Here is a 23,939-nt window from a genome sequence, read left to right as displayed (position 1 = left end):
AGTTTTGATGTATTCTGACATTTCGCCAGTCCCGATAGAGGAGACGATGATGACTGCCCCGCATCCTTCCAAAACCCATATCGGCAATCATGCCCTGCATCCCGAAACCCAGATGCTGAATTACGGCTACGATCCGGAGCTCTCGGAAGGGGCGGTCAAGCCGCCGGTATTCCTCACCTCCACCTTCGTGTTCAACACGGCCGAGGATGGCCGCGACTTCTTCGATTACGTGTCTGGCCGCCGCGAGCCGCCCGAAGGGAAGGGTGCCGGCCTCGTCTATTCGCGCTTTAACCACCCAAACAGCGAAATCGTCGAAGACAGGCTCGCCGTCTACGAACGGACGGAAAGCGGCGTGCTGTTTTCATCCGGCATGGCGGCGATCGCCACCACTCTGTTCGCCTTCGTCCGGCCGGGGGATGCGATCCTGCATTCACAGCCGCTCTATGGGGGAACCGAAACGTTGCTGGCAAAGACTTTTCTGAACTTCGGCGTCGCCGCTATTGGGTTTGCCGACGGCATCAGCGAAGGATCGGTGCAGAAGGCGGCTGAAGAGGCGATGGCCAACGGCCGCGTTTCCGTTATTCTGATCGAGACGCCAGCCAATCCCACCAACAGCCTGGTCGATGTGGCGATGATCCGGCGCGTGGCCGACGCGATCGGTGCAAGACAAGGCCACATGCCGATTATCGTCTGCGACAATACCCTGCTCGGGCCGGTCTTCCAGCGGCCGATCGAGCACGGAGCCGATATCTCGCTCTATTCGCTGACGAAGTATGTCGGTGGTCATTCGGATCTGATCGCCGGCGCCGTTCTTGGTCGCAAGGCGGTCATCAAGCAGATCAAGGCCCTGCGCGGCGCGATCGGCACCCAGCTCGATCCACATTCCTGCTGGATGCTCGGCCGTTCGCTGGAAACGCTGCAGCTGCGCATGGAACGGGCAAACAGCAACGCGCGGGCCGTCGCAGACTATCTGCGCGACCACCCGAAGGTAGAGAAGGTCCACTATCTGCCCTACCACGATCCGGAATCGCCGGCCGGCCGGACCTTCATCGCGCAATGCACCGGCGCCGGCTCCACCTTTTCTTTCGACATTCGCGGCGGTCAGCCAGCCTCGTTCAAATTCCTGAACGCGCTGCAGATCTTCAAGCTCGCGGTCAGCCTCGGCGGCACGGAATCGCTTGCGAGCCATCCTGCCACCATGACGCATTCCGGCGTGCCCGCCGATGTCCGCCAGCGCATCGGCGTTCTGGAATCGACGATCCGCCTTTCGATCGGCATCGAGCATCCGGACGATCTGATCGCCGACCTGGAGATAGCGCTGCAGGCTGCGTGATCGGGAGGAAACGATGCCCGGCGGCGGCGGGCATCGCGTACCACATTATTTGTCGTCGATCGTCAGTTCTGTCTCGTCCGTGTCCAGCACGAAGACCGCAAGCAGGCGCGCCGGCTTGGTGTCGCTGGCGTTTGCGCTGACGCTGTGATGATCGCCGGGAAATTCGGCGAAGCTTTCTCCGGCCTTATATGTTTTCACCGGTCCGTCGTTCACCGCGCTGCGGATCGCCCCTTCGAGAACCGTGGCGTAGATGAAAGCGGAATTCGGATGGGTATGGCCGGGCGACATGCCGCCGGGCGCATATTCCACCATCACAGCCCTCATGCTCTTGCCGGGAACATTGGGAAGCTTCTGGTCGAAAACGACGCTTATCTTCGCTTTCCCACCTCCGGCGTGAGCCTGAGTGCCGGCGGCAAGGACAAGGGCGAAGGCCGCTGCCGAGATCATTTTCCTGAGCATGTCTGGTCTCCTTTCGTTGATAAACGAACGCACCGGCGCACCAAGTCCGTCAGGCGCTCTTTTTCTGCGGCGGCTGCCGGCTGAGCCAATCGTCGAAGCGGATCTGGCCAAGCCGCGCCTTGGCTCCGGTCACGAGCGAATTGTCCTCGAGCTCGACGCCGAAATAGCGGGCGTGCGGATCGGCGACCACCTGGCGCGGATCGTTCGTCGCCTTGAAGAGACGCGTCACGATTTCGGTGAGGCGGACTTTCTCCGGCCCGCCGATCTCGATCGTGCCGTTCACAGGCGTACCGAGCGCCACCTCGGCCATGACGTCGGCGACGTCGTCCGAGGCGATCGGCTGCACGTAGGCCGGCGATAGATGCACGGTCTGACCGACGGTGCCTGACTGGGCGATGCCAGCCATGAATTCATGGAACTGTGTCGAGTGCACGATGGTGTAGGGTATGCCGGACGTCTTGATCAGCTCTTCCTGGGCCATCTTGGCGCGCATGTAGCCGCTGCCCTGCAGCCGCTCCATGCCGACGATCGACAGCGCGATATGATGCTTGACGCCGGCGGCAGCCCCTGCCTTGAGCAGATTGCGGCCCGAGGTCTGGAAGAATTCCAGGACGGCCTTGTCCTCGAACGAGGGCGAATTTGCGAGATCGAGCACCACCTGCGCGCCAGAGAGCGCTTCGGCCACGCCCTTGCCGGTGATCGTGTCGACGCCCGAATTCGGCGAAGCCGCCAACACCTCGTGCCCCTTTTTGCGCAATCTTTCCACGGTCTTCGAGCCGATGAGGCCGGTGCCGCCGATAACGACGATTTTCATGGGTAGTCTCCTTGTCCTTTACGAGGAGTTTCCTCTGTTGACTTGCCTTTGTTGACTTGAAAGCGAGCAGGCGACTGCTCGGCGTGGCGAAACCGCGTCCTCTATGAGTGAAGCGGCTTCATCGGGACCGTCGCCGGTACGGCCGGTGTAACCGATGGGCAGAGAATGCGCCCGATCGCGGTCCCAAACTATTCTCCCTCGGTCGCTGTCACCCTATGCGAACGCAGTAGGCCAACTGGCTCTGCGACGAGCCGGTTGGCTGAAATAGAGGACCATCACGTCGACAGGCATGGGCCGAACCTACCGTCGGGGCAGATGACGGACCCGGAAGGCAAGGCGTATTCACCGGTCTGCAAGCCGGTGACTTCGGCCGTCAATCCTCACGATGGAGATAAGAATGACCAAGCGTCTGAACTTCATGGCCCATAAGAACAGCGGCATCGACGGCCTCGTGGCTGTTGAAGCCTGGATTGCCAAGAGCTTCGATCCGAAGCTGCTCGAACTCGTCAAAGTGCGTGTTTCCCAAATGAACGGATGCGCGCATTGCCTGCACATGCACCGCCAGGACGCACTGAAGCTCGGCGAAACGGATGACCGGCTGCTGCTTCTCAATGCATGGCGGGAGTCGCAGCTCTTCAGCACACGGGAGCGGGCGGCACTCGCCTGGGCGGAGGCTCTTACTCAGATCGCGAAAAGCCATGCGCCAGATGATGTTTATGAAGAGGCACACACCAACTTCTCGGATGACGAGCTCGTGGCGCTTTCGATCGGTATTGCGATGATCAATGCCTGGAACAGACTAGCGATCGGCTTTCGGCTTCAGCATCCGGCCGATCACAAACGCGCCGCCGCCTGACGGTCTGCGCCATCGCCGGGTCAGGAAAGCTGGGCAGCCTCGAACATGGCGGTCAGCCCGATGCCGCCGCCGATACCGATCATGGCCAGGCCGGTCGCGCCCGGCGCCCATCCGCCGATGTCGCGGATCAGCTGGCTGTATAGTCGGGTAACGAGGATTGCGCCGGAGGCTCCGAATGGATGGCCGAGCGCAATGGCTCCGCCGTCCTTGTTGATCGCGTCGGCAGGGATAGCGAGCTGGTCCAGCGATGCCAGAACCTGGGCCGCAAAGGCCTCGTTGAATTCGATGGCATCGATGTCTACAAGTGAGAGCCCGGGCTGACGCTGCAGCAACTTCCTGGTCGAGGCGACCGGGCCGATGCCGAGCAGATTGGGGTCTACGCCGGCAGCGGCGCCGTCGATGAAGGCAAGGCCCTTTTCGAAGCCGAGGCTTTTCGCCATGCCACGGCTCATGACGAGCACCAGGCAGGCGCCGTCGTTCAGCGGGCAGGCATTGCCGGCTGTCACCGAACCATCGGCCAGGAAGACCGGCCGGAGGTTTGCGAGCGCCTGGAAGGATGTAGCCGCACGTGGGCATTCGTCCCGTTCGATCAGACCGTGGCCGGTGGAAATGTCAACGATCTCGGGGCGAAAGATGCCTGCCTCGGCCGCCGCTACGGCGAGCCTATGGCTGCGCAGGGCGAATTCATCCTGTCTCTGCCGCGATATGCCGAACTGACGGGCGACGTTTTCGGCAGCAACACCCATTTCCGGGTCGCCGATCGTGTCAGGCGAAAACCGGGCGCGCCCGTAAAAACGCGGCAGCGCCCCATTCGCCTTTGGTCTTTCGACGCGCCATGGCGCGGTGCTGACACTCTCCACGCCGCCGGCGAGAAAACACGCGCCTGCTTTCGCCTGGATCAGGCGGGCTGCCATGATGATCGCTTCCAGGCCCGAGCCGCATTGCCGATCGATCGCAACACCTGGAACCGTCATCGGCAGGCCTGCGGTCAGCGCTGCCAGCCGCGCGATATTTCCACCGCCGCCGGCGGCATTGCCCACCAGCACATCGTCGATCCTTTCGGGCGCAATTCCCGTCTCGGACAGGATCCGATGGATGATCGGCGCAAGCAGGTCTTCCGCCGCGACGGTCGACAGCGATCCGAACGCCCGGCCGATCGGCGACCGGTAGGCGGCAACCACGACTGGCTGCCAATCCTCGTCAGGCTGAAAGGCGTAGGACAAGATCATCTCCAGAAATCACGGCCTGCTCCACTTGCCCCCTCGAGATCTTGCCGCTGCTCGTCATCGGCCAGGACCTTATATGGTAGAATTGCTTGGGGATCTTGTACTTCCCGAGCATCTGCGCGCAATGATCAGCCAGGATTTTCGGGTCCACCGTCTCCCCCGAGACGACAGCGACGATCCGCTGGCCGAAATAGGCGTCCGGCAGTCCGAAGACAACGGCATCCTCTACCCCGGGACAGGCTTTCAGCGCGCTCTCGACTTCGGCGGGATAGATGTTGTTGCCGCCTGATATCATCATGCCGCCGGCCCTGCCGATCACCCGCAGCATGCCATCGGCATCGAGTTCGCCGAGGTCTCCGACCGTCGCTCCCGCTTCTGTGACCCGGAAGGCCTGACCATCGTCGCCCCAGAGATATCCATCAGCGATCAGGTCGCTCCTGACGAATATGGTTCCCGGCACATCGGTCCCGACGTCGTTTTCATCGGGGTCGCGAATGGAAATTTCTACGCCGGGATAGGCCTGTCCGACCCGCTCGATCGGAAAATCGATCTCGCCGCCGACAAGGGTCGAGACCGTCATGAAACCGAGCTCGGAGGCGCCGTAATATTCCCGGATACGGGCATTGGGAAACAGTCGGCGCATGGAGTCGACCTCGTTCCTGTCAAGCTTTGCGCCGGCGGTGAGGACATCGCGCAGAGAGGTCAGAGCGGGTTCACCCGCCCAGGCCGTTGCAATTCCGGCTATATGGGTGGGCACAGCAACCAGCCGTTCGACTTGCCAGGAGGAGAGCGTGCGTGCGACCACGCCCGGATCCCATTTCCGGACCGAATGAAAGGTCCCCCCGGCATCCAAAGCTTCGACCAATGCATAAAGCGCCAGGCCATGCGCGAGGGCTCCGGGGCACATTGTCGACGGCGCGTCTTCGAGTTCGAAAACGACGCGTCCGCGATCGAGGCTCCGGCGCCACTGTTCGCGCGAGCGATAATAGGCCTTCGGCTCGGCGGTAGTCCCTGAGGTGAAGCCGATCAGAAAGATCTTGTCGGCATCGAGCGGCAGCTCGGCTTCACCTCCCGCCGCGGCGAGGTCGAAAGCCTCCGCTCCGGCGACGACGAGGGGGATGCCGAGTCTTCGGGCAATTTCAGCGCTCGGCCCCGCATCGTCGTCGACGATCAAAACCTCCGGCGCCAGGCGCTCGATGATGCGTTCGACCGTTTCCGACGGCATCATCGGGTCGATGACCGCGCAGGCGTTCGGGAAAGCCGTCGCCGCCGCAAAATACTCGGCAAAGCCGATATGGTTGCCAAGGCTGAGAGCGGCAAGCGTCTCAACGCCGGGCAGATCGAGCATGCGGCGGTTGGAGCGGGGCAGATCTTGGAGAAACCGATAGATTGCCTTGGCGCGCGAATAGAGCTCGCCATAGCTGAGCGAGTGCCCGTCGATCACCAGCGCCGGCTTGTCCGGTGTCACCGTTGCATGTCGAAGGAGCTGCGCATGGATCGGCATGGACACCCGCTGGTTTGAATGATCGGCAATCAGCCGGGAGACAGAGCGGCTCTGGTCGCTTCCGGGATCGGCGTCGGGCGGCTGTCGGAGAGGCCGACGCAGACCCAAACGAAATGGGCCGATGCGCAATGGGCGCCATCGCGCTGGCGAAAGAGTTCTATGGCAAAGGACAGGCTCGTGCGCCCGATTTTCTCCACTTCCACCTTTGCCTCGACAACATCATCGAGGTCGATCGGGCTGTGAAAGGTGATCTCCGCCTTCTTCACGTGATAGGCAACGCCGGAGGAAGTGTGACGAAAATGGCTGAGAATTTGCCGTTGCCGCAGGAACTCGACGACCGCATCTTCGCAATAGTCGAGATAACGGGAGTTGTGGACATGACCATAGATGTCGATGTCTCGCATCGAGACCCGGAACGATGCTAAAGGCCTGTCGTCAAAGTTCATTCGATCACCAATTCGACGGGGTGATCTAACCGCAGTGTGTGGGGGATGCAATGCAATATCAGGCGGTCGTGCGAAAATTCGGCTCGGCTCAGGATGTCGTCGAGCTCGAGCGGGCTGCGCTGCCGCTGCTGCGGCGTGACCAGGTGAGGGTGCGCCTGCTGGCGCGGGCGATCAATCCGTCCGATATCATCACCATATCAGGAGCCTATAGCGGACGCACGACATTGCCCTTCATTCCCGGCTTCGAAGCGTTCGGCGTGGTCGAACAGTGCGGCGAGGAGGTTCATGGGCTTTCCCCGGGAACACGCGTGCTACCGGTGCGCAGTGCCGGTGGCTGGCAGGAATTCAAGGATACCGATCCCGATTGGTGCCTTCGTGTTCCAGACGATCTCACCGACCTCGAAGCTGCTACGAGCTACGTCAATCCGATGACGGCCTGGCTTATGCTGCATGCCAAGATCGGACTGAGGCCGGGCATGCGCATCGCCATCAATGCCGCCGCCTCTTCGATCGGAGCGATATTGATCGGTCTCGCCAACGCCGCAGGCGTGGAGCCGGTCGCCATCGTCCGCAGCGAAGGATCACTTGAGCGCCTGCTCGGCCGGGTCGAGGCTGTCATCATCGATAGGGAAGAAAGCGAAAGTGATCTGGTTGCCGAGCTCGCCGGTCGGCATGGGCTCGACGCGGTGCTCGATTGCGTCGGAGGCGCGCGCGCCGCAGTCCTCGCCGATGCGCTGCGGCCGGGCGGACGCTTCGTGCATTACGGCCTGCTTTCGGGCCAAAGCATCCCGGCTTCATTCTGGGCGTCCCATCCCGATATTTCCTTTTCCTATTTTCACCTCAGGGAATGGGTTCATTCCGAAGCCATGGACGACGTGCAGCACGCCTATTCCAAGGTCGCGGCGCAGATCGTTTCGAAGGTCATCGCGACCGAGGTGCGGGAGGTATTCCCCTTGGAAAAGGTCCGGCAAGCCCTGCAGTCCGCGCTTCCCTTGCGAACGGGCGGCAAGGTGCTCCTGGCCTGATAGGGCTTCGCCCTAGGCGTCTTCGTGCCGTTGCCGCGCGATGGTAATTGCCGCATGGTTCTGCTCGGCCCATCCGATCAGGGTTTTCATGGGGATGAGGAAGGATCGCCCCAGCTCCGTCAGTTCGTATTCGACGCGAGGCGGAACCTCCGGATAGACGGTGCGCCGCACGAAGCCGTCCTGCTCCAGATGCTTCAACGTCTTGGAGAGCATCTGTTTCGAGATGTCCCCGATCTCGCGCATCAGCTCGTTGAAGCGTTTCTTTTCGCCTTCCAGTGCCTCGAGGGTGAGCAGGCTCCATTGGTCGCCGATACGATCGAGCACGCCTCTGATCGGGCATCCCGCCCCGGGCTGTTGTTTCGGCTCGTCCGTTTCCTTGGGCATGCTCCGTCCTCGGTCATCGTCGGCTGACCTTGCCACTAAAACCTGCCTTCTTGCTCGGCATGCCGCGGTTTCATAGACCAGCTCTCATAGTCTTCCTTCTAGACTAGATCGCGAATCCACACCAAGGAGCTTGATGCATGACATTCGGGAAATCGCTTTTTGCACTCGTCATTTTGGCAGGTGTCGCCGCGCCGGCCGGCGCTTTTGCTGAATCGGCCTCGCGGGATTTGAAGATCGAGGAAGCCAACCGGAAGCTAGTGGTGGAATTCTACGACAGGTTCTTCAACAAGCACGATATCGAGGCCGCCTCGGTCGTCGCTGACGACTACCGGCAGCACAATCGCCAAGTTCCCGACGGGAAGAAGCCTTTGATTTCCTTCTTCACCGGCTTCTTCAAGGAGAATGCCCAATCGAAGGCCGAGATCGTCCGCAGCGCCGCCGATGGCGATCTCGTCTGGCTGCATGTGCACGCGACGAACGGCGCCGACGACCGCGGCCAGGCGATCGTCGATATTTTCCGCGTCAAGGACGGCAAGATCGTCGAGCACTGGGACGTGATCCAGGCCGTTCCGAAAGAGGCGGCAAACAAGAACACCATGTTCTGAGTTGTGCGGGGCCGGCGTCCTGACTGGCCCCCATTGTCGGCGCGATCCGCATCAATCAATCCGGGGACGCTCCGATTTCGGCGTTGTCAGTCCGTGTTTGGCAAGCTCCAGGGTCAGGATGCGGGTTTCGAGAAGGTTGAAGATGCGCAGAATGGCCTCGATCGCATCGAAGGGCTTCGTCAGAAAGTCCTTCGCGCCGAGAGAAAGCGCCCGCCGGCGCGTCGGCAAGGTCGCATCGGCAGTAAGCACCAGGATCGGCAGATAGCTGTTTTCCGGGATGAGCCTCGCAAAGGTCTCGAGCAGGGCGAAACCGTCCAGATCGGGCATCATCAGATCGAGAAGAACAAGATCGACAGGATGTTCGCGAAAGAGCCGCAAGGCCTCGCGTGGTTCGGTGGTGCTGATCAGCGCCGTAAAGCCTTCGCGCTTGAGGATACGCTCCAGCAGCGAGACATTGGCGGGCTCGTCGTCGACGATGAGGATTGTCGATCGGCGCACGATATCGGTGGAATCTGTCATGGACCCAATATTTCGTTGAAGCGATGCCGACTGATATCAAGCGGCGCGGCCAAATCAAGGGCGATGCCTTTACGGCGGGCTTCCCATCGAAACCGGTATTGCCTCTACCGCTGCAGGCGCGCGCGGCAGATCGACGTGGAAAGTGGCGCCGCCTTCGCGGTTGCTGAAACCGAGCGTTCCGCCCATGGCGTCTGTTAGATGTTTCGACAGCGCGAGCCCGAGACCCGTTCCATCCTGGCTGATCCGTTCTGCTCCCAGCCGATCGAAGGGGGTGAAAAGCCGGGAGACGCGTCCGGCCGGAATGCCGGGACCGGTATCGCTGACCTCGATGCGGATACGGCCGCCATCCATCGCGCGGTGGCTGACGGTTACGCTTCCCCGGGGGCGATTGTATTTCACTCCATTGGAGAGGAGGTTGAGGAACACCTGCAGCAGACGCCGTCGGTCGGCGAGCACCGAAAGATCCGGCTCGGCCGGCTCGACGACCTCGATCGTGATCTGCTGCTTGCCGCAGAGCGGTCTTGCAAGCGACACGGCTTCATCGATCACCTCGGCGACGGGCTGTGCTTCGACAGCGAGATCCATGTGCCCGGCCTCGATCCTCGCCATGTCGAGAACCTCGTCGATGAGGCTGAGCAAATGCCGTCCGGCCCTCAAGATCTGCGCGACGCTCTCCCTGGTCTCGGTATCGGTGACGTCCATTTCCAGAAGCTGCGCGAAACCGAGCACGGAATTGAGCGGCGTGCGCAGTTCGTGGCTCATGCGCGACAGAAATTCGCTCTTGGCGTTACTCGCGCGGATCGCGTCCTCACGGACACCAAGCAGGGCTTCTTCGATTTGCTTGCGCTCGGTTATATCGCGCGTGATCTTGGAAAAGCCGCGCAACCGCCCCGTCTCGTCATGGAGTGCGGTCACGACGACGTGCGACCAGAATTGCGATCCGTCCTTGCGAACGCGCCGGCCTTCCGTTTCGGTGCGTCCGTGAAGAGCTGCTTCCGCAAGCTCTTCTGCCGGAAATGTGTCCCTGGTTTCCTTGGGATAGAAGCGGGAAAAATGCTGCCCGACGATCTCCTCGGCGCCATAACCGGTGATCCGCTCGGCACCCGCATTCCAGCTTATCACCCGTCCTGAAGTATCGAGCCCGAAGATGCCGTAGTCGCTGACGCCTTCGACCAGTTGCCGAAAACGCTCCTCGCTCTCGGTCAGGTCCGCCTCGCGTTTTTTCAGAAGGACGCTTGCATCCTCGAGCGCCTGTCCGAGGCTTCCGAGTTCATCGCGGAAGGGGTCCGCCACCGTCACGACCTTGCCTTGCGACAGCCGATGCGCCTCAGCTTTCAGCGCATGCACACGGCGCACGATGCTTGCCGAAAACAGGAAGACGGCGACGAGCGCGCCGGCAAAACCAAGAAAGCCGGCTGCGATCATCAGGCTTCGCGACAGAGTGCGAACCCGCTCCGCGGCCTCGGTCCTCGCGTGAAGCAGATCCGCCTCCCGCCGGCTCATCGCGTCGATTTCCTGTCTCAGCTCATCGAGGACCTGCTTGCCCTCGATGAGCTTGGCCGCAAGGTCCTCGCGTCCATCGGCGCGCAGGATGTCGGCCTGTTTCAGGAGTTGAAGACGATCGACTTTCGCGACGACGAGGGTGCGGATGCGTTCGAGACGGCTCTTTTGCTCTTCATCCCGCAACCGCCGACCGACCTCGTCGAGCACGACGGGCAGCCTGTCTTCGGCCCGGTTGAAGGGATCGAGAAAATCGGTTCTGCCGGTCAGCAGATAACCGCGCATCGCGGTGGCCGCTTCGGCGATCGAGGCGTGGATCTCCTGGATGCCCGACTGGATTTCGAGCGTGACCCGCACCTGATCCTCGGCAATCCGGCTTTGCCGGTCGGCCACGAAGACGGAGGCGAGAGCCGCAAGCAGCAGCGCCAGCGGCACCGTGATGATGACTATGCCCTTCGCCCTCAGCGGCAGATCGGCGAAACGCAGGGTCATGGCTCTTCCTCCCGGGATGTCGCGACGAGCCCGCCGCGGACGGCCATGACCGCGGCCTGCGTCCGGTCGCCGGCACCCAGCTTGCCGATGATGCGCTCGACGTGAATCTTCACGGTGCCGGGCGAGATCTTCAAGGCTCTGCCAATCTCCTTGTTGGTCAGGCCCTCGGCCACCTTCGACAAGACTTCGCGCTCCCGGATCGTCAGCGTCTCCAGGGCGCTGCTGTTGGTCTGCGGCTTGGTGGCGGCGCGGCGCAGCAGCTTGGCAACGAGAGGACCGTCGAAGAAGGCGTCGCCCTGAAGCACGCGGCGGATCGTGCGGAGAATGCCTTCCCGGCTGGCATCTTTGAGCAGATAGCCCGTGGCGCCTGCTTCGATCGCCGCTTCCAGGTAATCGAGACTGTCATGCATCGTGATGATCATGACACGTGTTGCCGGCGATACGCGCCGGATCTCCCTCGTCGCGGCGAGGCCGTCCATGCGCGGCATGCGGATGTCGAGCAGTGCCAGATCCGGCTTGTGGTGAGCTGCGGCTTCCACCGCTTCGACGCCGTCGCGCACATCTAAGGCGACATGGAAATCGTCCTGACCGCCGATCATGGCGATAAGACCTGCGCGGGCGATGTCGTGATCGTCGGCGACAAGGATCGATGCCGTCATTCTGATGTCGTGTCCTGCGCAAGGGGGGCGGCGGCGCGGACATGCGTGCCGCCCGAAGACCCGGCGTCGATCTCGATCCGGCCGCCGAGCAGCGCCAGCCGTTCCCGCATGCCGACGATGCCGAGTTGCCCGCCCCGCATCTGGGGATGGCGCAACTCGCCGATGCCTTTGCCATCATCGATCACTTCGAGATGCGCTTCGCCCTTGCCGTCCTCGAAGAGGCGCACTACCAATCGGCTCGCCTCGGCGTGCTTGATTACATTGGTGATCGCTTCCTGCGCGACGCGATAGAAGATGATCCCGGTCGATGTCGGCCAGCGGTCGGAGGCGGCATCGAGGTCGGCGATCACTTCGAGACCGTCGAGCGCATCGAGACGCGTGCGCAGCGCAGCAGCGACACCGAGATCATCGAGTTCGGGCGGGCGAAGATCGGCAATGGCCGCCCTGAGATCGGCAACGGAATGGCGCGCCAGTGCAGCGAGTTGGTCGATCTCGGGCTTCAGGACATGCGCCTCGCCGATGCGCGCCGCGAGGTCCTGCAGGCGATAGCTGAGGCCTGCGGCCAGCTGTGCCGAGCCGTCGTGAAGATCGAGCGCCACCCGCTGCCGCTCTTGTTCCTGCGCCTGGATCAATTGCGCGACAAGGGCCGCGAGTTCACTTCGCTGCCGCTGGAGATCGCCGAGAAGCGCTTGGTTTTCCGCTGCCTGCCGATTGAGATTGTAGGCGTCATCGAGTTGCCCCGCCACCACCTCCAATGTCTGCCGGTCGTCGGGATCCATGGCGCGCCCTCCCGGCGACCCGATAAGCATCAAACGAAGATTGGAACCGGCTTGCGAAGCGAACAGGATGCCGTCGTGCCCCGGGTTCGTCGACTTGCCCACCGTCAGCTGCATGGGCGGCGCGGTTCCCTGCAGTGGCGGAAAACCGAGCCTGGCGTACGATGCTCCCGCGAAGTCGGCAAGCCGGGACAGAACTTCCTGGGCAGCCGTTTCGAATGCCGCGGCGTCGAGAAGGTTCTGCACTTCGATGATGAAACGCAGACGAGCCGCCCGCGCTTCCGCCGCCCGATAAAGCGCCCTCAGTTCCGCGACACCAGGCGAATGCGTCGTACTTGTATCGTGCTCCAAACAGGATTGCTCCGAAGATGAATGACGCCGGCACGATAGTCATTCCGGCGGGAATGTCATCTATGCCGTTCGGCAGACCCGATCGGAGCCACCCGGCAGATGGGGCGGCGGCACTGGGCGCCTTAGATGTCGATCATGCGGTCGACCGATGCGATGTCCGCCGGAACCGCCACATAGGAAGTCAAAATGCGTACCATCATTGCTGCCGCCCTCGTTCTCGGTTTCGTTCAGGTCCAGTCGGCCGCAGCGGCTGCCGAAACCGCAACCTGTGCGCCGACAAGCGAGGCGGAAATCGCCAAGCTCTTCGACCGCTGGAATACCTCACTCGCGACGCTGAGCCCCCAGGAGGTCGCCAAGAACTACAGTGAGGACTCCGTGCTGCTCGCGACGCTGTCGAACAAGCCCCGCCTCACCCAGGCCGAACGGATCGATTATTTCGAGCACTTCCTGGCAAATGAGCCCAAGGGCCATGTCGACAGCCGCGACATCAAGATCGGCTGCAACTGGGCCGTCGACCTTGGCACCTACACCTTCACCATGAAAAACGGTTCGAAGGTTCCCGCCCGCTACACCTATACCTATGAGTTCAAGGACGGGAACTGGCTGATCACCTCGCACCACTCTTCGATGATGCCGGAGAAGTAAGGCTTCACCAGCCTGCCGGTCCGGCAGGGAGATCCCCGTATTCACCTCACGCGGGATCTCCTGACTTCCAGCCACTCGGTCGTCGCTCTCTCGCGCTATTGCCTCCGGTCGATGGCAGCGATCCCTTGGCGCTGCGGTCGCTTTCTTGCCGAACAGCAGCAGGACGGTTCGAAGCTTTGACGGCGAAGCGGGATCGGGAGTAGCATCCATGCGGCAGCGGCAAGGTGGTCAAAGCGGCCGGCCCGGTGGAGATCCAATGATGAAGCACAAACCTTTCCTCCTGACGTTCGCGGCGCTGGCATTTTGTTCCGCATGGCCAATTTCTAACGTTTTCGCTGCGGCGCAGCCTATCTTCTGGAGCGCTTTACGGCCGGCCGATCAGGCCAAGGCGACGGTGCCGCTGTCGGGCAAGGCGGCGAACGGCCCAGAGGGAGAAACACTCGCCTGGCATGGCGAGGAGCATCCGATCGAATTGACGGGCTTCGTTCTGCCGATCGACCAGGACGGCGATCTTGTCTACGAATTCATGCTGGTACCTTGGGCCGGAGCCTGCAGCCACATGCCTTCCCCTCCGCCCAACCAACTGGTTCGTGTCGTTCCGGAAGAGCCTCTGCACCTGGCAAGAATGTACGAGACCGTCACCGTGACGGGAACTCTGCGGCCCGGCCTGGATCAGGCGCAATTCTTCATGGTCGACGGTGACCGCGTCCTCACCTACGGCTACAGCATAAATCATGCCCAGGTAGCGACAGTAACGGCGGCGACCGATCCCGATCTGCTGTCACTTTCGCCTTTCGGCATTCTGCCTCGCTAGTGGAAGTCTCAGAGACGGTTTCTGGCATGGATGCCGCCAAATGCGTATATACTACGGCATATATAAACTGCGGAGGTTCTCATGCCGCTATATGCGCGTGTATTCCAATCCGGCAATTCGCAGGCCGTCCGGCTGCCGAAGGAGTTCCGCTTCGACGTGGACCAGGTGGAGGTGACGCGGGAAGGGGATGCTGTGATCCTTCGGCCACGGGCAGATCGCGGCGTGCGGTGGGCATTGTTGCATAGCGCCTTGGAGCGCGGCCTCAGCGACGATTTCATGGCGGAAGGGCGAGAGCAGCCGAAGGGGCAAGAGAGGCCTGGTCTTCAGGATCTGTTCAAGTGATACCCATCTCATCGACTGGACGGTCGGGCGGTAGGTCCGGTCTCCGATAAAAGATGCCCGGGCGCAGCCGAAACTGCGCCCGGGCAAAATGCTGCCGATCAGACGAGATCGAAACGATCGGCGTTCATGACCTTGGTCCAGGCCGCGACGAAGTCCCTGACGAACTTCTCCTTGGTATCGGCCTGGCCGTAGACTTCGGCAAAGGCGCGAAGCTGCGAGTGCGAGCCGAAGATCAGGTCGACGCGGGTGCCGGTCCACTTGACTTCGCTGGTCTTGCGGTCGCGCCCTTCGTAAACGCCGTCCTTGCCGGCAACGGGGGACCACTGCGTGGCCATGTCGAGCAGGTTGACGAAGAAGTCGTTCGTCAGCGTTTCCGGACGGGACGTGAAGACGCCATGTTCGGGCGCGCCGGCCTTCAGCACACGCAGGCCGCCGACGAGAACGGTCATTTCAGGTCCGGTCAGCGTCAGCAGTTGGGCACGGTCCACCAGGGCTTCTTCCGGCTTCATGAACTGCCGGCCGCCGATGTAGTTGCGGAAACCATCGGCGCGGGGTTTCAGCGCCGCGAAGGAATGCGCGTCGGTCTGTGCCTCGGAAGCGTCCATGCGGCCCGGCGTGAACGGCACGCTGACGGCATGACCGCCGGCCGCTGCCGCCTTTTCCACACCGGCTGCACCACCCAGAACGATCAGGTCGGCGAGCGAGATCTTCTTCGCCCCGGTCTGGGCGGCGTTGAAGTTTTTCTGGATGCCTTCAAGAACGCCGAGGACCTTGGCGAGCTGCGCCGGCTGGTTGACCTCCCAGTCCTTCTGCGGGGCAAGGCGGATACGCGCGCCATTGGCGCCGCCACGCTTGTCAGAGCCGCGGAAGGTCGAGGCGGACGCCCAGGCGGTCGAGACCAGTTCCTGCACGGTGAGACCCGTTGCGAGCACCTTTGCCTTGAGGTCGGCGATATCCTTGTCGTCGACAAGCGGATGATCGACGGCCGGGATCACGTCCTGCCAGATCAGGTCTTCGGCCGGAACCTCCGGACCGAGGTAGCGCACCTTCGGCCCCATGTCGCGGTGGGTCAGCTTGAACCATGCGCGGGCGAAGGCATCGGCGAACTCGGCAGGGTTCTCCAGGAAGCGGCGCGAGATCTTTTCGTAGATGGGATCGAAACGCAGTGCCAGGTCGCTGGTCAGCATGGTTGGCAGATGCTTCTTCGACGGATCATAGGCATCCGGAATGGAGGCATCGGCGTTCTTGGCCTGCCACTGATGCGCGCCGCCCGGGCTCTTGGTCAGCTCCCATTCGAAAGCGAACAGGTTTTCGAAGAAGTAGTTGCTCCACTGGGTCGGCGTCTGGGTCCAGGTCACTTCGAGGCCGCTGCCGATGGCATCGCGACCGACGCCTGTGTTGAACTTGCTGGTCCAACCCAGGCCCTGAGCTTCGAGCTCGCCGCCTTCCGGGTCGACACCGACAAACGACGGATCGCCAGCGCCATGTGTCTTGCCGAAGGTATGCCCGCCGGCGATCAGCGCCACGGTTTCTTCGTCGTTCATCGCCATACGGGCGAAGGTTTCACGAATGTCGCGGGCAGACGCCAGCGGATCCGGAGTGCCGTTAGGGCCTTCCGGGTTGACATAGATGAGGCCCATCTGCACGGCGCCAAGCGGCTCTGCCAGCTCGCGTTCGCCGCTGTAGCGCTCGTCACCCAGCCAGGTACCCTCAGGACCCCAGTAGAGTTCCTCCGGCTCCCAGACATCGGCGCGGCCGCCGGCAAAGCCGAAGGTCTTGAAACCCATGGATTCGAGCGCGACGTTGCCGGTGAGTATCAACAGGTCAGCCCAGGAGATCCTGTTGCCGTATTTCTGCTTGATCGGCCACAGCAGGCGGCGGGCCTTGTCGAGGTTCACGTTGTCAGGCCAGCTGTTGAGCGGCGCAAAACGCTGCTGGCCGGCCCCGGCGCCGCCGCGGCCATCGGTGATGCGGTATGTGCCGGCGCTGTGCCAGGCCATGCGGATGAACAGGCCGCCGTAATGGCCGAAATCGGCCGGCCACCAGTCCTGCGAATCCGTCATCAACGCGTGAAGATCCTTCTTCAGGCCGTCGAGATCGAGCTTCTTGAACTCCTCGGCATAATCGAAGGCCTGGCCGAGCGGGTCGGCGCGGCCGGAATTCTGGTGAAGAATCTGCACGTTCAGCTGGTTCGGCCACCAGTCGCGATTGGATCTGCCGCGAGGCGTATTGCCGTGCGCGACAGGACATTTGCCTGCGCTATCAGTGGGATTGTCCATGATCGTCTCCTTGATTGCTTGATCTGTCTGCGGTGCAAAAAGATGAGCCGAGCTGGCGCCCCACTCTCTCCCTGCAGTCTTCATATCGGAAGCGCTTCATAAATTTAAGTTTGATTTACTGATCGTTGCGATAAGCTGAGGTTATGAAGAACCTTACCCTGAAACAGCTACGTTATTTTGAAGCACTGGCAAGAGATGGCCGCTTCCGACGCGCTGCCGACGCCTGTGCGATCTCCCAGCCGGCATTGTCAATGCAGATCAAAGAACTTGAGCAAGAGTTGGGCGGTGAGCTTTTCGAACGCAACGCACGTGAGGTGAAGCTGACCGCTTTCGGTCAGACCGTCGCTCTCAGGATCCGCGATATCCTGCGTGGCGTGGACGAACTGGCGGAACTGGCGCGCGCCGCGCGCGATCCTTTTCTGACGCGGCTGCGCATCGGCATCATTCCGACGATTGCGCCCTATCTGTTGCCGGCAATCATCAACGATCTGAACAGGAGCTTTGCAGGCATTCAGATCGAAGTGCGCGAAACGCAGACGTCGAAGCTGGTTCAGGAGCTGGCGCAAGGTCAACTCGACACGGCAATCGTTGCCTTGCCCGTGTCGGAACCCTCCCTGGCAGAACTCGAGCTCTTCAAGGAAGAGTTCGTGCTGGTTCGGCGGCCCGAAGACGAGGGTAAGCCGGTGCCCGAACGCGAGGCGCTGCGCGAAATGCGGTTGCTGCTGCTCGAGGAAGGCCATTGCTTCCGCGATCAGGCCTTGTCATTCTGCAAGATAGGGCAGGCCCGTCCCCGGGAAGTCATGGAAGGCAGCTCTCTCTCCACCCTGGTCCAGATGGTCAGCGCCGGTATCGGCATCACCTTAATTCCCGAGATGGCCGTTCCCCTCGAAACGCGCTCGGCGCATGTCTCGATCTCCCGTTTTCAGTCTCCGCGGCCGTCGCGAACGATCGGCATGATCTGGCGCAATTCGACGCCCATGGCCAAACAGCTCCAGCAGGTTTCCGAGGCGGTTCGCCGGTCGGCCGACAGCATGCGCGAACAGTATGCCGCCCGGTGATGGACCTGATATGGCCCCGCCTCAAGATCGCCGTTTGAACGTATGCTCCGCTGCCGGAAACTGTCGCGATCGGACCTCTTCGGCATAAGCGGCAGCGGCGGCCGAAATCCTTTTGCCGAGTTCGTCGTAGCGCTTCACGAAGCGCGGAGTGAAATCGTTGAAGAGCCCCAGAATGTCGTCGGAAACCAGAACCTGACCGTCGCAGGCGGAAGAAGCGCCGATACCGATGGTCGGGACGTGCATCGCGGCCGTCACTTCCCGGGCCAGCGGCTCCACCGTGCCCTCGATGACGACGGCAAAGGCGCCCGAGCCGCCAATGGCGTGGGCATCGCGACGGATTTTCGACGTCTCGTGTTCGGAATGGCCGACGGACCGATATCCGCCTGCGGTTTGGACCTGCTGCGGCATCAGGCCGATATGGCCCATAACCGGTATCCCCCGCTTCGTCAGAAAGGCGATGGTCTCGGCCATCTCCTCGCCGCCCTCCAGCTTGACGGCATCGCAACCGGTTTCCTGCAGGATGCGAACAGCATTGCGGAAGGCGGTCTCCTTGGATTCCTGATAACTGCCGAACGGCATGTCGACGACGACGCAGGCCTTGCCGACGCCGCGCATCACCGCCTTGCCGTGTGCGATCATCATATCGAGCGTGACGCCGATGGTGGTCTCCATGCCGTAGAGTACCATGCCGAGCGAATCCCCGACCAGGAGGAGGTCGCAGTGCTCGTCGAGCAGCCGCGTCATGGGTGTTGTATAGGCGGTCAGGCAGACGATCGGCTTGCCGCCCTTCATGGCTGAGATGTGCCTTGGTGTAAGGCGCTTCTGAATTCCGACGGCACTCATCTGGTCACTCCCTTTCCCGGCAAGCCCGGCCGGCCGATAGTCCTGTTGTCGAGCAGCCGCGTCGAGCCGACTCGAACGAAGAGCGCCACGACGACAGGATCTGCGATCGACGTGACCGGCTGCAGTGTCGAGGCATCCCTGACGGCGACGACTTCGGGCTTTGCCAGCGGCTCGCGATTGAGAAATGCCGTGAGCCTTGCCTCTAGTTCCACCGGATCGGTAAGGCCGTCGGCGACCAGACGCTCGGCCTCGTCCAGGGTCTGAGGGATGATCACCGCGGAACGCCGCTCTGCCTCGCTGAGATAGACGTTGCGCGACGACAATGCGAGGCCGTCGCTGTCCCTGACCGTCGGCACCGATATCACGCGCACCGGCATGGCCAGATCGTCCACCATGCGCTTGATGATGACGACCTGCTGGTAATCCTTCTCTCCGAAATAAGCGGTCTGCGGTTGCACGATGTTGAAAAGCTTGCAGACGACAGTGGCGACGCCGGCAAAATGCCCGGGCCGTACCGCTCCTTCGAGTTCGCGCCCGAGATCGGGAACGTCGACGACGGTCAACATCGGGCGGGAATACATGTCCTCGACGCCAGGCGAAAAAAGGAAATTGACGCCGGCTTGCTTCAGCATGGCGGCATCGCGTTCCAAATCGCGCGGATATTTGCTGAGGTCTTCCGCAGGGCCGAATTGCAGCGGATTGACGAAAATCGAGACGACGACGATGTCATTCTCGGCTCGAGCGCGCGAAACGAGCTCCATATGACCGGCATGGAGATAGCCCATCGTCGGAACAAGGCCGACGGTTCGCCCCTGCCGCCTCAGCGCGTCGAGCGTGTGGCGCAGCTCGTCAATGCTCGAGAAAACCCGCATATATCCTCCCCTGGCCGGTCACTCCATCTTGGGCGCGGATAAGAAGTGTAATCGATGCGGCAGGTCAATGCATATTCCTCGATAAAAACGATTAGATGAAACGCCAAGCCGATGACACCGGACCATATCAGCCCCGGGGAACTGATTTTCGTCACTTGGCTCCTGTTCCACATCTCACCTGCTTGCAGTGGAACCGACGATGTGCGACTTCCGTTACTCGCCCTGTCCGTCAAGATACCATCACAGTCGATCGCTATGGACGTTACATGGAGGACGCATGGACAAGCCCTGGAAGATCAGCCGCGGACCGATTGCGGCAACCGAGCTCGACGTGGAGAAGGCAAACGCGATCAATGTGCTGTTGATCCGGCCGGTCGGCGTCCTTCCGGCCAAGGCGGGAGATCCCGTCCTTCCTTTTGCCGTCGGCCTTTTCAACGAACTCCGTCCGCTCCTGAAGCCCGATGCCGGCGTCACGACGCTCAGGCGAGCGACCGCGGCCTATGTCCACTGCCGGCGCTACTATTTCGCCAGCGCCCAACCCGATTCCATGCGCCATAGTCTTGACGGTGAACCTGTCGAACCACTGTCGTCCGAAGACCGGCTGGTCGCGCAAAAACGCTTTCTGAGCCTCAAGCAGACCACCGGTAAGACAGACGCGCCCGAGCAAACAGCACCGATCCCCGCTCCCCTGTTGAGCAAAAGCGAACAGATCCGCGCAGCCCTCCTCGGCAAAAGGAACGCCGCCAGCTAGAGCGGGATGACATTAGCGTCTCGCTTGCAGTCATTGCGCGGTCTTGCGTCGTGCGACCGTCCTTCACAAGGGCGACGGAGTCGCTCTCTGAACTTGGCCGCATCGGGGGCGCGGAAAACGCGCCCCCGGCCGGCGCCGACCGAAGGGGAGGGGCAATCGGCCGGGTCAGTTCAACGGGATTTCGCCTGATGTGATCCGCTGCTCGTCCGCGCCAAACAGGTGGACGGTATCGTGGATCGGCGCGATCCTCAGCACCTCGCCGGGGGCTGCCCTGATCCGTTCCCTGAAGACGCAGGTCAGCGTCTGTGTCCCCAGCCGGACGATGACCAGCGTTTCCGAGCCCGTCGGCTCGACGACCACCGTCGTGACCTCGATGCCGCCCGGGTCCAACCGGATATGCTCGGGTCGAATACCGTAGGTCACTGCTGCAGGCGGATGCCGGTCGCTCGGCAGGAGCAGGCCGTCGGCGGTTCGAAACCCGTCTTCCGTCATGCTGCCGCTGATGAAATTCATCGCCGGTGAGCCGATGAAACCGGCGACGAAAAGATTGTTCGGACGATCGTACAATTCCAGCGGAGAACCCGACTGCTCGATCAGGCCGTCCTTCATGACGACGATCTTGTCGGCCATGGTCATGGCTTCGATCTGGTCATGGGTGACATAGATGGTCGTCGTCTGCAGCCGTTGATGCAGTTCCTTGATCTCCGAGCGCATCTGCACTCTGAGCTTGGCGTCGAGGTTCGACAGGGGCTCGTCGAAGAGGAAGACGGCCGGGTCGCGCACGATCGCCCGCCCCATCGCCACACGCTGTCTCTGGCCACCCGACAGTTGCTTGGGATATCTCTCTAGGAGAGTTTCGAGACCGAGGATCTTCGCGGCGTTGCCGACCCGCTGATCGATCTCCGTCCTCGGCATCCGTTTCAGCCGCAGCGAAAAGCCCATGTTCTTGGCAACGGTCATATGCGGGTAGAGCGCATAGTTCTGAAACACCATGGCGATGTCCCGGTCCTTGGGGGCAAGCTCGTTGACGATATGCTTGCCGATCTGGATCTGCCCCGAGGTGATGCCCTCAAGGCCGGCAATCATCCTCAAAAGCGTGGATTTGCCGCAGCCCGAAGGGCCGACCAGAACGACGAACTCGCCGTCGCCGATGTCGACGGATACGCCTTTGATGGCTTTGAACGCGCCGTAATCCTTGCGCGCATTGTTGACCGAAACATGAGCCATTGCCGTCCTCCCGAAATCGCTGTCAAAGTCCGCTCAGGACATTTCTCAAATAATCGAGGCCGAGGCGCTCGCCGTCCTTGCGCGCGGCTAAGTCCTTGCCCGGCCAGCCATAGGCGGCATCCTCGTGTTCGATCGACAGCGTGCCGTCGAAACCAGCCCCGCGGGCCTGGCGCAGAAACCTCGGCCAATCGATGAGGCCGAGCCCTGGCAGCTTGTATTGCCACCAGCCCTTGCCATGATAGCCGACAGCCTGCAGGTTCTCCGGATCGATTGCCGTGTCCTTGGCATGCAGGATGGCGATGCGATCCTTCACCGCCTCCATCGCCTGATAGGGATCGACGCCGATGCGGATGAGGTGCGAGGGATCGAATTCCAAGCCGAAGCGGGGGTTCTCGATCCTTTGAAAAAGCTCCTGCCATCCTTTCGGCGTCGTCCCGATGAAATTGTCCTTCGGACCCGGCCAGTTCTCGATTGCGAAGGTCAGGCCATAGGGCTGCGTCTCTTGGATCAGCCCGTTGGCGAAATCGGCGAAGTCATCATAATTGGCTTCGTCGCTTGCTGTGTCGTCCCGGCCCGGGAAAATCACGAAGATCGGGACACCTGCTCGCCCGATCGCGTCGGCAAATTCGGCGGTCTTCGCCCGAAGTGCCTCACGCTTTGCGCGGTCGGCATCGAGCTGATTGCCGAAATAGGTGATCGACGACACGAAGAGGTCGCGGCTGCGTGCGAGCGCGACGGCGGCCTCCACCCGATCGGGCGTCTTGATATGACCGCCGACATCGATCTCGATGGAGTTGAAACCGGCCGATGCTGCGAAATCCACCACTTCTTCCAGAGGGCGATCGTTGAATGTCGAAGTGTAAAAGCCGATCTTCACCAAAATCCTCCTTCACCAAAATCCGTGGGCCTTGCGGCCGTTTCAACCGTTCAGGCGATCCATGTTCTTGAGTGGCGAACGTGTGCGTTGCGCAGCGTCCGCCGATGCGAGCATGAGGGCTGCTGCCATCGGCATGACCGCCGCCCCCATGGCAGAGGCATCCTCTCCGAGCGAGGCGCGATGAAGCGAGGGAAGGTTGGTGTCCTCGGCATCGAGATGCTCGTGCACATAGCGCAGCAATTCGTCGACGATGCGGATCGGCAATCTGCCGCCGACGAGGACGGCGTCGGGGTCGACGACCATGCCGATATGCTTGACGGCGACAGCCAGATGCGCGCTCATTTCCTTCAGCCATTGCGACACAAGGCGCCTGCCATGCGCATCCAACGTCAGGAGATCGTGGGGAACACTCACCTCGACGCCGTGCCGCGCGAGGAAATCATAAAGGAAGAACAACGAGAATATCTCGCCGAGAAGCTGGACCTTCTGGGCCTTCCCGCCCCCGCCATCGGCAATCGGAAGCCAGCCGATTTCGCCGCTGAGGCCCATGGCGCCACGATGACCGTTGCCGTCGAGCACGAGGCCACCGCCCGGGCATGGATTGATGGCGATGTAGAAGAAGCTGCTGCTTTCAGCACCCAGTCCATAATCGAGTTCGGCAAGGGCTGCGGCATTGGCTTCGTTTTCGATGAAGACGGGATGCTGTGTCAGGTTCTCCAGTGCGGCGCGCACATCGAATTCCGTCCATTCCTGATAAGCCTCGGGCTTGCCGAGGAGCGAAATTTCGCCAAGCCAATCCGGCATCGCCAGACCGATGCCGGCGAGGCGCGCGTCGTCGATGAGCCGGCTGCGCTGGAAATGCGAAATCGCATCGGCGGTGAGCTGCAGGAATTCCGCCGGCAGGATGAAGCGTTTCTCGTGATGCACGCGGGCGCGGACATTGCCGACGGCATCGACGGCCAGGATCGTCAGATGGTCGCGATCGATGTTGATGCCGATGGCAAAACAGGCATCCGGATTGATTTCGAGTTCGATCGCCGGCTGACCTCTCAGCCCATGCCGCCGGCGGGCTTCCATGATCAGGCCCTCGTCCAGCAGGCGATCGACGATCCGGGCGATCGCCGGTTTGGTAAAACCCGTCCGCCTGGCGATTTCAGCTCGCGAAATCGGCGCCTGGCGATGAATGCAGCGCAGGACGACAGCCCTGTTGTGCTCACCTGCATCTTCGACATTGGCGCCGGTCAGATCCGGGGAGAGCCTGGCGCCGAGTGTCTGGTTCATG

The 23,939-nt window shown here is 61.8% G+C and carries 25 protein-coding genes; 9 read left to right on the top strand and 16 right to left on the bottom strand.

Features of this window, described 5'->3' with window-relative positions; genetic code table 11:
* Positions 1-49 precede the first annotated feature (49 nt).
* On the top strand, positions 50-1,333 hold the full coding sequence (locus HFO71_RS26210; RefSeq protein ID WP_077980568.1) for a cystathionine gamma-synthase family protein: 1,284 nt from the start codon (positions 50-52) through the stop codon (positions 1,331-1,333).
* Positions 1,334-1,378: 45 nt separating this feature from the next.
* Here the strand turns inward: HFO71_RS26210 and HFO71_RS26205 are convergent, their stop codons facing one another.
* On the bottom strand, positions 1,379-1,792 hold the full coding sequence (locus tag HFO71_RS26205; RefSeq protein ID WP_025396952.1) for a cupin domain-containing protein: 414 nt from the start codon (positions 1,790-1,792) through the stop codon (positions 1,379-1,381).
* 49 nt (positions 1,793-1,841) lie between these two features.
* Positions 1,842-2,606, bottom strand: coding sequence for an SDR family oxidoreductase (locus tag HFO71_RS26200; RefSeq protein ID WP_168255482.1), 765 nt, complete (start codon positions 2,604-2,606; stop codon positions 1,842-1,844).
* Between the two features lie 397 nt (positions 2,607-3,003).
* On the opposite strand from HFO71_RS26200, the gene HFO71_RS26195 reads away from it, so the two are divergent.
* The gene (locus tag HFO71_RS26195) at positions 3,004-3,462 is read left to right on the top strand and encodes a carboxymuconolactone decarboxylase family protein (RefSeq protein ID WP_077980570.1); all 459 of its coding nucleotides are present in this window, start codon (positions 3,004-3,006) and stop codon (positions 3,460-3,462) included.
* Between the two features lie 20 nt (positions 3,463-3,482).
* On the opposite strand, the gene HFO71_RS26190 is transcribed toward HFO71_RS26195, so the two are convergent.
* Genes HFO71_RS26190 through HFO71_RS26180 form a run of 3 tightly spaced genes read right to left on the bottom strand, consistent with a single transcriptional unit; the run spans position 3,483 to position 6,638 of the window.
* Entirely contained in the window at positions 3,483-4,685 is a 1,203-nt protein-coding gene (locus HFO71_RS26190; RefSeq protein WP_168259603.1) for a thiolase family protein, read from the bottom strand.
* Positions 4,663-6,192 (bottom strand): class I adenylate-forming enzyme family protein, encoded by a 1,530-nt coding sequence (locus HFO71_RS26185; protein ID WP_221985440.1) that lies wholly within the window; start codon positions 6,190-6,192, stop codon positions 4,663-4,665. Before HFO71_RS26185 ends, HFO71_RS26190 begins: the two co-directional genes overlap by 23 nt.
* Before the next feature lie 29 nt (positions 6,193-6,221).
* The gene (locus tag HFO71_RS26180; protein WP_132611679.1) at positions 6,222-6,638 is read right to left on the bottom strand and encodes an acyl-CoA thioesterase; all 417 of its coding nucleotides are present in this window, start codon (positions 6,636-6,638) and stop codon (positions 6,222-6,224) included.
* A gap of 50 nt (positions 6,639-6,688) precedes the next feature.
* Between HFO71_RS26180 and HFO71_RS26175 the strand changes: the two genes are divergently transcribed.
* On the top strand, positions 6,689-7,663 hold the full coding sequence (locus HFO71_RS26175; RefSeq protein ID WP_168259601.1) for a zinc-dependent alcohol dehydrogenase family protein: 975 nt from the start codon (positions 6,689-6,691) through the stop codon (positions 7,661-7,663).
* Between the two features lie 12 nt (positions 7,664-7,675).
* On the opposite strand, the gene HFO71_RS26170 is transcribed toward HFO71_RS26175, so the two are convergent.
* A complete protein-coding gene (locus HFO71_RS26170) occupies positions 7,676-8,047 on the bottom strand; it encodes a winged helix-turn-helix transcriptional regulator (RefSeq protein ID WP_168259600.1) in 372 nt (123 codons plus the stop codon).
* Positions 8,048-8,184: 137 nt separating this feature from the next.
* Between HFO71_RS26170 and HFO71_RS26165 the strand changes: the two genes are divergently transcribed.
* On the top strand, positions 8,185-8,652 hold the full coding sequence (locus HFO71_RS26165) for a nuclear transport factor 2 family protein (RefSeq protein ID WP_221988594.1): 468 nt from the start codon (positions 8,185-8,187) through the stop codon (positions 8,650-8,652).
* A gap of 51 nt (positions 8,653-8,703) precedes the next feature.
* On the opposite strand, the gene HFO71_RS26160 is transcribed toward HFO71_RS26165, so the two are convergent.
* From HFO71_RS26160 to HFO71_RS26145, 4 genes are all read right to left on the bottom strand, one after another.
* Positions 8,704-9,171 carry a response regulator gene (locus HFO71_RS26160; RefSeq protein WP_029874570.1) on the bottom strand — a complete coding sequence of 156 codons (468 nt, stop codon included), beginning with the start codon at positions 9,169-9,171 and terminating at the stop codon, positions 8,704-8,706.
* A gap of 69 nt (positions 9,172-9,240) precedes the next feature.
* Positions 9,241-11,163, bottom strand: coding sequence for an ATP-binding protein (locus tag HFO71_RS26155; RefSeq protein ID WP_221988593.1), 1,923 nt, complete (start codon positions 11,161-11,163; stop codon positions 9,241-9,243).
* Positions 11,160-11,822, bottom strand: a complete 663-nt coding sequence (locus HFO71_RS26150; protein WP_221977167.1) for a response regulator — start codon at positions 11,820-11,822, stop codon at positions 11,160-11,162. Before HFO71_RS26150 ends, HFO71_RS26155 begins: the two co-directional genes overlap by 4 nt.
* Positions 11,819-12,949, bottom strand: coding sequence for a sensor histidine kinase (locus tag HFO71_RS26145; protein WP_221988592.1), 1,131 nt, complete (start codon positions 12,947-12,949; stop codon positions 11,819-11,821). The genes HFO71_RS26150 and HFO71_RS26145 overlap by 4 nt, the downstream gene beginning before the upstream one ends.
* Positions 12,950-13,135: 186 nt before the next feature.
* On the opposite strand from HFO71_RS26145, the gene HFO71_RS26140 reads away from it, so the two are divergent.
* From HFO71_RS26140 to HFO71_RS26130, 3 genes are all read left to right on the top strand, one after another.
* Positions 13,136-13,594 (top strand): SgcJ/EcaC family oxidoreductase, encoded by a 459-nt coding sequence (locus HFO71_RS26140; protein ID WP_027664488.1) that lies wholly within the window; start codon positions 13,136-13,138, stop codon positions 13,592-13,594.
* A 256-nt stretch (positions 13,595-13,850) separates the two neighbouring features.
* Entirely contained in the window at positions 13,851-14,408 is a 558-nt protein-coding gene (locus HFO71_RS26135; RefSeq protein ID WP_221988591.1) for a DUF3299 domain-containing protein, read from the top strand.
* A gap of 81 nt (positions 14,409-14,489) precedes the next feature.
* Entirely contained in the window at positions 14,490-14,750 is a 261-nt protein-coding gene (locus tag HFO71_RS26130) for an antitoxin (RefSeq protein ID WP_221988590.1), read from the top strand.
* Between the two features lie 98 nt (positions 14,751-14,848).
* Here the strand turns inward: HFO71_RS26130 and katG are convergent, their stop codons facing one another.
* The gene (gene katG / locus HFO71_RS26125; RefSeq protein WP_165503777.1) at positions 14,849-17,029 is read right to left on the bottom strand and encodes a catalase/peroxidase HPI; all 2,181 of its coding nucleotides are present in this window, start codon (positions 17,027-17,029) and stop codon (positions 14,849-14,851) included.
* 143 nt (positions 17,030-17,172) lie between these two features.
* Between katG and HFO71_RS26120 the strand changes: the two genes are divergently transcribed.
* Complete coding sequence (locus HFO71_RS26120; RefSeq protein ID WP_132611671.1) at positions 17,173-18,087, top strand: hydrogen peroxide-inducible genes activator; 915 nt, start codon at positions 17,173-17,175, stop codon at positions 18,085-18,087.
* Positions 18,088-18,108: 21 nt separating this feature from the next.
* Here the strand turns inward: HFO71_RS26120 and panB are convergent, their stop codons facing one another.
* On the bottom strand, positions 18,109-18,930 hold the full coding sequence (gene panB, locus HFO71_RS26115; RefSeq protein ID WP_077980583.1) for a 3-methyl-2-oxobutanoate hydroxymethyltransferase: 822 nt from the start codon (positions 18,928-18,930) through the stop codon (positions 18,109-18,111).
* Entirely contained in the window at positions 18,927-19,802 is an 876-nt protein-coding gene (gene panC / locus HFO71_RS26110; RefSeq protein ID WP_221988589.1) for a pantoate--beta-alanine ligase, read from the bottom strand. The genes panB and panC overlap by 4 nt, the downstream gene beginning before the upstream one ends.
* Positions 19,803-20,079: 277 nt before the next feature.
* Here panC and HFO71_RS26105 point away from each other — a divergent pair, with 277 nt between their 5' ends.
* Positions 20,080-20,553, top strand: a complete 474-nt coding sequence (locus HFO71_RS26105; RefSeq protein WP_077980585.1) for a ProQ/FINO family protein — start codon at positions 20,080-20,082, stop codon at positions 20,551-20,553.
* 165 nt (positions 20,554-20,718) lie between these two features.
* Here the strand turns inward: HFO71_RS26105 and HFO71_RS26100 are convergent, their stop codons facing one another.
* The 3 genes from HFO71_RS26100 to HFO71_RS26090 are packed head-to-tail and all read right to left on the bottom strand — an operon-like array spanning position 20,719 to position 23,938.
* Positions 20,719-21,780 (bottom strand): ABC transporter ATP-binding protein, encoded by a 1,062-nt coding sequence (locus HFO71_RS26100; protein WP_077980586.1) that lies wholly within the window; start codon positions 21,778-21,780, stop codon positions 20,719-20,721.
* Positions 21,781-21,802: 22 nt separating this feature from the next.
* Complete coding sequence (locus HFO71_RS26095; protein ID WP_077980587.1) at positions 21,803-22,657, bottom strand: sugar phosphate isomerase/epimerase family protein; 855 nt, start codon at positions 22,655-22,657, stop codon at positions 21,803-21,805.
* Positions 22,658-22,699: 42 nt separating this feature from the next.
* Complete coding sequence (locus HFO71_RS26090; RefSeq protein ID WP_077980588.1) at positions 22,700-23,938, bottom strand: ROK family transcriptional regulator; 1,239 nt, start codon at positions 23,936-23,938, stop codon at positions 22,700-22,702.
* Position 23,939 lies beyond the last annotated feature (1 nt).

Source organism: Rhizobium laguerreae (assembly GCF_019778565.1).
Taxonomy (GTDB): domain Bacteria; phylum Pseudomonadota; class Alphaproteobacteria; order Rhizobiales; family Rhizobiaceae; genus Rhizobium; species Rhizobium laguerreae.
Note: the sequence above shows the minus strand (reverse complement) of the source record. Positions and strands in the feature narration are given on the sequence as shown.

What these genes read in the sequence shown, in the direction of transcription:
- HFO71_RS26105 (WP_077980585.1), top strand. Translation starts at nt 20,080, where the DNA reads ATGGACAAGCCCTGGAAGATCAGCCGCGGACCGATTGCGGCAACCGAG.
- HFO71_RS26130 (WP_221988590.1), top strand. Translation starts at nt 14,490, where the DNA reads ATGCCGCTATATGCGCGTGTATTCCAATCCGGCAATTCGCAGGCCGTC.
- panC (WP_221988589.1), bottom strand. Translation starts at nt 19,802, where the DNA reads ATGCGGGTTTTCTCGAGCATTGACGAGCTGCGCCACACGCTCGACGCG.
- HFO71_RS26185 (WP_221985440.1), bottom strand. Translation starts at nt 6,192, where the DNA reads ATGCCGATCCATGCGCAGCTCCTTCGACATGCAACGGTGACACCGGAC.
- HFO71_RS26120 (WP_132611671.1), top strand. Translation starts at nt 17,173, where the DNA reads ATGAAGAACCTTACCCTGAAACAGCTACGTTATTTTGAAGCACTGGCA.
- HFO71_RS26155 (WP_221988593.1), bottom strand. Translation starts at nt 11,163, where the DNA reads ATGACCCTGCGTTTCGCCGATCTGCCGCTGAGGGCGAAGGGCATAGTC.
- HFO71_RS26150 (WP_221977167.1), bottom strand. Translation starts at nt 11,822, where the DNA reads ATGACGGCATCGATCCTTGTCGCCGACGATCACGACATCGCCCGCGCA.
- HFO71_RS26175 (WP_168259601.1), top strand. Translation starts at nt 6,689, where the DNA reads ATGCAATATCAGGCGGTCGTGCGAAAATTCGGCTCGGCTCAGGATGTC.
- HFO71_RS26140 (WP_027664488.1), top strand. Translation starts at nt 13,136, where the DNA reads ATGCGTACCATCATTGCTGCCGCCCTCGTTCTCGGTTTCGTTCAGGTC.
- HFO71_RS26170 (WP_168259600.1), bottom strand. Translation starts at nt 8,047, where the DNA reads ATGCCCAAGGAAACGGACGAGCCGAAACAACAGCCCGGGGCGGGATGC.
- HFO71_RS26135 (WP_221988591.1), top strand. Translation starts at nt 13,851, where the DNA reads ATGATGAAGCACAAACCTTTCCTCCTGACGTTCGCGGCGCTGGCATTT.
- HFO71_RS26160 (WP_029874570.1), bottom strand. Translation starts at nt 9,171, where the DNA reads ATGACAGATTCCACCGATATCGTGCGCCGATCGACAATCCTCATCGTC.
- HFO71_RS26090 (WP_077980588.1), bottom strand. Translation starts at nt 23,938, where the DNA reads ATGAACCAGACACTCGGCGCCAGGCTCTCCCCGGATCTGACCGGCGCC.
- katG (WP_165503777.1), bottom strand. Translation starts at nt 17,029, where the DNA reads ATGGACAATCCCACTGATAGCGCAGGCAAATGTCCTGTCGCGCACGGC.
- HFO71_RS26200 (WP_168255482.1), bottom strand. Translation starts at nt 2,606, where the DNA reads ATGAAAATCGTCGTTATCGGCGGCACCGGCCTCATCGGCTCGAAGACC.
- HFO71_RS26210 (WP_077980568.1), top strand. Translation starts at nt 50, where the DNA reads ATGACTGCCCCGCATCCTTCCAAAACCCATATCGGCAATCATGCCCTG.
- HFO71_RS26205 (WP_025396952.1), bottom strand. Translation starts at nt 1,792, where the DNA reads ATGCTCAGGAAAATGATCTCGGCAGCGGCCTTCGCCCTTGTCCTTGCC.
- HFO71_RS26165 (WP_221988594.1), top strand. Translation starts at nt 8,185, where the DNA reads ATGACATTCGGGAAATCGCTTTTTGCACTCGTCATTTTGGCAGGTGTC.
- panB (WP_077980583.1), bottom strand. Translation starts at nt 18,930, where the DNA reads ATGAGTGCCGTCGGAATTCAGAAGCGCCTTACACCAAGGCACATCTCA.
- HFO71_RS26100 (WP_077980586.1), bottom strand. Translation starts at nt 21,780, where the DNA reads ATGGCTCATGTTTCGGTCAACAATGCGCGCAAGGATTACGGCGCGTTC.
- HFO71_RS26195 (WP_077980570.1), top strand. Translation starts at nt 3,004, where the DNA reads ATGACCAAGCGTCTGAACTTCATGGCCCATAAGAACAGCGGCATCGAC.
- HFO71_RS26180 (WP_132611679.1), bottom strand. Translation starts at nt 6,638, where the DNA reads ATGAACTTTGACGACAGGCCTTTAGCATCGTTCCGGGTCTCGATGCGA.